The organism is Nosocomiicoccus sp. HMSC059G07 (genome assembly GCF_001815515.1).
GTDB lineage: Bacteria > Bacillota > Bacilli > Staphylococcales > Salinicoccaceae > Nosocomiicoccus > Nosocomiicoccus ampullae_A.
This window is the reverse complement of record NZ_KV820777.1, coordinates 1-6,192: the sequence shown is the minus strand read 5'-3', so window position 1 is coordinate 6,192 and position 6,192 is coordinate 1. Positions and strand designations below refer to the sequence as shown.

At 36.7% G+C, this 6,192-nt stretch carries 5 protein-coding genes; all 5 read left to right on the top strand.

The window, feature by feature from the left end; genetic code table 11:
• Positions 1–892 (top strand): DUF2232 domain-containing protein (locus HMPREF3029_RS00190; RefSeq protein WP_070709145.1); only part of this gene is annotated, 892 nt, incomplete at its 5' end.
• 3 nt (positions 893–895) lie between these two features.
• Positions 896–2,872, top strand: coding sequence for a DHH family phosphoesterase (locus HMPREF3029_RS00185; protein ID WP_070457162.1), 1,977 nt, complete (start codon positions 896–898; stop codon positions 2,870–2,872).
• Positions 2,869–3,315: a 50S ribosomal protein L9 gene (rplI, locus tag HMPREF3029_RS00180; RefSeq protein WP_068129086.1), complete on the top strand. Its 447-nt coding sequence runs from the start codon at positions 2,869–2,871 to the stop codon at positions 3,313–3,315. The genes HMPREF3029_RS00185 and rplI overlap by 4 nt, the downstream gene beginning before the upstream one ends.
• A gap of 11 nt (positions 3,316–3,326) precedes the next feature.
• Entirely contained in the window at positions 3,327–4,733 is a 1,407-nt protein-coding gene (dnaB, locus tag HMPREF3029_RS00175; protein WP_070622640.1) for a replicative DNA helicase, read from the top strand.
• 107 nt (positions 4,734–4,840) lie between these two features.
• The gene (locus HMPREF3029_RS00170) at positions 4,841–6,127 is read left to right on the top strand and encodes an adenylosuccinate synthase (RefSeq protein ID WP_070709143.1); all 1,287 of its coding nucleotides are present in this window, start codon (positions 4,841–4,843) and stop codon (positions 6,125–6,127) included.
• The last annotated feature ends 65 nt before the right edge of the window (positions 6,128–6,192 follow it).

Genomic DNA, 6,192 nt, shown 5'->3' with positions numbered 1-6,192 from the left:
CGTATCAGCAATCGCTGTGAGTTTAATATTATTTATACTTACTGACTTTACATTTATACTCGGATTTTTAATCGTTCCGTTTGTTATCTATTTATTATTAGATATTAAGTTCAAATCTGATCGTACATTCTTTATAACGGTTTTCATCATATGGATTCCAACACTATACGGATTTTCAATACTATCATTTGTGATGTTTATCGTTATCGTGTGTTCAGTCTTATTACTTGAAGGTACGTTAAAGCAACGACTCACACAAGAAGTGACACTGACATATTTAACGTTTTTAATGGGTATACTATCGTTATCTAGTGTGCTTATTCTTCAAGCATTTAAGGTAATACCATCTTTTGGAAATATAGAGTCACGAATGATTGCGTGGTACACAGAACAATTAAATGACGTATCGAGCATTACTGGTCAAACATTTGATACAGAAATGATTATTCAATCTGTAAAAGGATTTTTCACATTAATTCCATCGCAATTTTTTGTAGTGAGTTTTGTGATTGCACTCTATACGGTACTAATGATTCGAGTATTAGTCACAGACAAATCTCAACTTTGGACATATGTACCATTTAGTAAATGGGTTTTCCCGAGAAATATCGCTTATATTTATTTTGGATTTATGATCTTAACGCTATTTCAAAATACGTTAGGTGATGCAGTTTATGCGATTGTCATGAACTCAATGGTAATTTTAGAGTGGATTATATACATACATGGTTTAGCATTTGTTTTATACTTTTTAAAACATAAAGAACTTAACATTGTATGGATCGTACTCATTATGATTGTTTCAGTCATTCTTAAACCAATTACATTATTTGTTGGATTTATAGATATGTTATTTAGATTTAGACGACGTATTGAGACAGGGGGGAAATAGCACATGTTTAAAGTACTCGATAAAAAACTCATACTCATTCCGTTTAGTATTATTCTTTTACACATCGTGATATTGAGTACATTTATATTTATCAACCACTTTAGTTTTGGAGTACTGAGTTTCTTAGTAAGTGGGATTTTATTAGCACTCGTATATATATATGCCAACCGTTGGCTAACATTATCAGAGAAAAATTTAAGAGTGCTAGCAGATGATATCGCAAAAGGAAAAGAGTATACGGCAGACCATATGCCAGTCGGCATGATTATGATTAATGATGACGACGAAATTATATGGATGAACGCCTACATGGAAGAAGAGATGCCAGAAGAACTGTATAACGAACCGATTAATACAGTATTTCCGAATTTGTTAACGATGATTAAAACAAACAATTTAACTCAGACGGAAACAGTCTATGAAGATAAGTCATACAAAGTTTTTTATGAAGAAGAGTTATCGATGCTTCATTTTATTGATATTACAAATGAAAAGAAATTAAGAAAAAAACTTGATGATAGAAAACCTGTCATTGGTATTTTGTTTCTAGATAACTATGATGATGTCACTCAAAACATGACGGAAAACTTAAAAAGTGAGTTAAATAACCTCATTATGTCAACGATTAACGAATGGGCTGAAGAACACCATGTGTACATTCGTAGATTTTCAAATGACCGTTTTATGATTGTTATGGAAAATATCAGTCTTGAAGCGGTCGAGGACACACGTTTTCAACTACTCGATAAAGTGCGTGAATCTACTCAAGAAATGGGCGCACAGGTTACGTTATCTATTGGTCTTGGTGAAGGATCGACAGATTACATTGAAATCGGACAACTCGCACAATCTGCGTTAGACTTAGCGCTCGGACGCGGTGGTGACCAAGTAGCAATTAAAGCAGTGAACGGTTCAGCACGTTTTTATGGTGGTAAAACAGATCCGATGGAAAAACGTACACGCGTAAAAGCTCGTGTTATGGCGCATGCCCTACGTGACTTGTTACTTGAAGGTGAAAATGTCTTAATTATGGGGCATAAAAATCCTGACGTCGACTCAATCGGTGCGAGTATTGGTGTTGCGAAAATCGCAAAATCAAACGGAATCGATGCACATATTGTATTAAATGAGTCAGACTTAGACGATACGTTAACACGTATGATGAACGAAGTACGTGACCACGAACATATATATGAAACATTTATTTCATCAGAAGATGCATTTGACTTAATGACGCCAGGCACGACAGTCGTCGTCGTTGATACGCATCGACCATCGATGGTGCTCGATACCGATATTTTAAATAAAGCAACGCGTAAAGTTGTTATCGACCACCATAGACGTGCGGATGAAATGATTTCTAACCCACTACTTGTGTACATGGAACCATATGCATCTAGTGCATGTGAACTTGTCGCAGAGCTACTTGAGTATCAGTATCAAGAACATAAAATGTCACGTTTAGAAGCGACGATTATGTTGACGGGTATTATCGTCGATACGAGAAACTATACGTTACGTACAGGTAGTCGTACGTTTGATGCAGCGAGTTACTTACGTTCAAACGGTGCTGACCCAGTACTCGCTCAGACGTTCTTAAAAGATGATATCGATACGTTTATCGCACGTAGTGATCTCATAAAATCTGCTGAGATAGACTCTGATGGTATTGCGATCGTTAAAGCAGACCAAACGATGACATATCATCCAGTCACTGTCGCACAAGCAGCTGACTCTCTACTTCAAATTGAAGGTGTACGTGCATCGTTTGTTATTGCGACACGGGAAGATGATTCAATTGGAATTTCTGCACGATCTTTAGGAGATATTAATGTACAAATTATTATGGAAGAGCTCGGCGGCGGTGGGCATTTAACAAACGCTGCAACGAGACGTACAGATGTGACGATGGACGAGTTATATGACGAGTTAAAACATGTCATAGACCAAATGAAAGATATTAGGAGTGAAGAAGAATGAAAGTCATTCTATTAAAAGATGTTAAGAATATCGGTAAAGCAGGAGAAGTAAAAGAAGTTGCTGCAGGTTATGCACAAAACTTTTTATTTAAAAAAGGACTTGCAGAAGAAGCTACTCCAGCTAACTTAAAAAAATTAGAAGCTCAACAAGAACAAAAACGTGAAGCAGCACGTGAAGAGCTTGAGGACGCAAAAGCGTTAAAGGAAAAATTAGAACAGTTAGAAGTTACGATTAAAATGAAATCTGGTGAAGATGGTCGTCTATTCGGTTCAGTGAGTTCTAAACAAGTTATTGAAGCGTATAAAAAAGAACATGACATTAAACTCGACCGTAGAAAATTAGATATGCCTGAACCACTAAAAGCACTTGGATATCATAAAGTAGATGTGAAGTTACATCAAGAAGTTACTGCAGTACTTAAAATTCACGTCGTAGAACAGTAAGAGGTGTCGTCATGGAAAATAACAATCATTTTCCGCGTCAAATGCCACATAGTACCGATGCAGAACAAGCACTACTCGGTGCGGTTTTAATAGATCCAGAGATTATGATAGACGTCGAGACGACGTTAGAAGTCGATGATTTTTATGAACGCGCACACCAACTCATTTATAGTAGTATGCTCGAGGTAAATCAAGCGAATAAAAAGATTAGCCCACTACTACTCATGGAACACTTTAAAGTAAAAAATATAGTCAATGATGTCGGTGGATTATCGTATTTAACAAATTTATTTGAAATGTCACCGACGTCATCCAATTGGGAAGAATATGCAGATATTATACGTAAAAATTCGTTGAGACGTGTTCTAATTCGAAAAGCAGAGCGTCTATCATTAGATAGTTTCAACCCTGAGACTAATGTCGAGGAATTAATTGCTGAAGCAGAAAAATCGATGATGGATATCGAAAAAGACCGTAGACGTGACGGATTTAAAACGATGAGAGATGTCGTTTACGATATTTTCACAGAAATCGATGAATACTCTAAACTCGATAACAAAGGTATTACAGGGATACCAACAGGTTATCGACAACTCGATAAAATGACGAGTGGTCTACAACCGAATGATCTAATCATTCTCGCAGCGCGTCCGTCGATGGGTAAAACAGCTTTTGCATTAAACATTGCAGAAAACGTAGGAATGTCTAGCACTAATAAAAATACAGTCGCAATATTCTCACTCGAAATGGGTGCAGAACAACTCGCGACACGTATGATTTCAAGTGTTGGACATATCGATTCATCGAGTTTAAGAAATAGACAGCTCAACCAAGAAGAATGGGACAACTTAGCACACGTTACTGGTAAATTATCAGATACAAATATTTTCATAGATGATACACCAGGTATACGTGTAAATGAGATTCGTTCAAAGTGTATTAAGCTAAAAGCACAACACGGTCTCGATTTAATTATTATCGACTACTTACAACTAATTCAAGGATCTAGTCGAAGAAATAGTGAAAATAGACAACAAGAAGTATCTGAAATTTCACGTATGTTAAAAGCTCTGGCACGTGAAATGGAATGTCCAGTCATTGCATTGTCTCAGCTCTCACGTAGTGTTGAATCTAGGCAAGATAAACGTCCGATGATGAGTGACTTACGTGAATCTGGATCGATTGAGCAAGATGCGGACATCGTTGCATTTTTATATCGTGATGATTATTACAATCGCGGTGAAGGTGAAGACGATGAAGGCGCACAAAGTACTCAAGATGAAATAGAAATCATCATTGCAAAACATCGTAACGGACCGACTGGAACAGTTAAATTAATGTTTAATAAACAACATAGTAACTTTATAGATCTTGCGGTTCAAGAATTTGAAGATGGATACATCCCACCGGGGAGCTAACATTAAAGCACTTCTAAACGTTTAGTAGTGCTTATTTTAATTGATTTTAGCTGTATTTAGTGATAAAGTATAATACGGTTAAATTAGACTTAATGGAGGCTTTTTTTATGTCTGGAACAGTAGTAGTCGGAACACAATGGGGAGACGAAGGTAAAGGTAAAATTACAGACTTTTTAGCTGAAGAAGCAAAAGTCATCGCTCGTTTCTCTGGAGGAAATAACGCGGGTCACACGATTCAATTTGGTGGAGAAACATACAAATTACATTTAGTACCGTCTGGAATTTTTGCAGATGATAAAATCGCATTAATCGGTAACGGTGTTGTAATTGATCCACTATCACTTATTAAAGAGCTCGACGGTTTAGAAGCACGTGGTATTAAAGTTGATAACTTAAGAATTTCAAACCGTGCAAATGTCGTCCTACCCTACCATATCGCTCAAGATGAATTAGAAGAAGAAGCACGTGGTAACAATAAGATTGGTACGACAAAAAGAGGAATCGGACCATGTTACGTAGACAAAGTTCAACGTATTGGAATTCGTATGGCTGATTTAGTGAACGATGAAGTGTTTAAAAAACGCCTCAAAGAAAATATTGAATATAAAAACCATTATTTAAAATCACTCTTCAATCACGAAGGATTTGAATTTGAAGAAATTTATGACACATATAAAAAAGCAGCTGATCGCTTACGTCCATATGTATGTGACACAGCAAAAATTTTAGACGATTCATTTAAAGCAAATGAACGTGTATTATTTGAAGGTGCTCAAGGTGTTATGTTAGACATCGACCACGGTACATACCCATTCGTCACGTCATCAAATCCAATCGCAGGTAACGTAACAGTTGGTTGTGGTGTTGGACCGACATTCATTAAACATATTATCGGCGTATGTAAAGCATATACGTCACGTGTTGGAGATGGTCCATTCCCTACTGAGCTATTCGACGAAGATGGTCATCATATTCGTGAAATTGGTCGTGAATACGGTACGACAACAGGACGCCCAAGACGTGTCGGTTGGTTTGACTCAGTTGTAGTACGTCACTCACGCCGTGTAAGTGGGATTACAGACTTATCACTAAACTCAATTGACGTATTAAGTGGATTAGATACTGTTAAAATTTGTGTCGCTTATGAAATCGATGGAAAAGAAATTACAGAGTATCCTGCAACACTTGAAGAATTACAAAAAGCAAAACCAATCTATAAAGAATATCCAGGTTGGAAAGAAGATATTACAGGAGTACGTCGTTTAGAAGAACTACCTGAGAACGCACTAAACTACTTAAAAGAAATCGAACGTCTATGTGGTGTTCAAATTTCAATATTCTCAGTAGGACCAGACAGAGAACAAACAAACCTACTCTCAGATTTATGGGAGTAATATTTAAAGGCTATCTCAAAACGAGATAGCCCCAGGCTGTAGACAAAGTCTCTTATGAGATGACG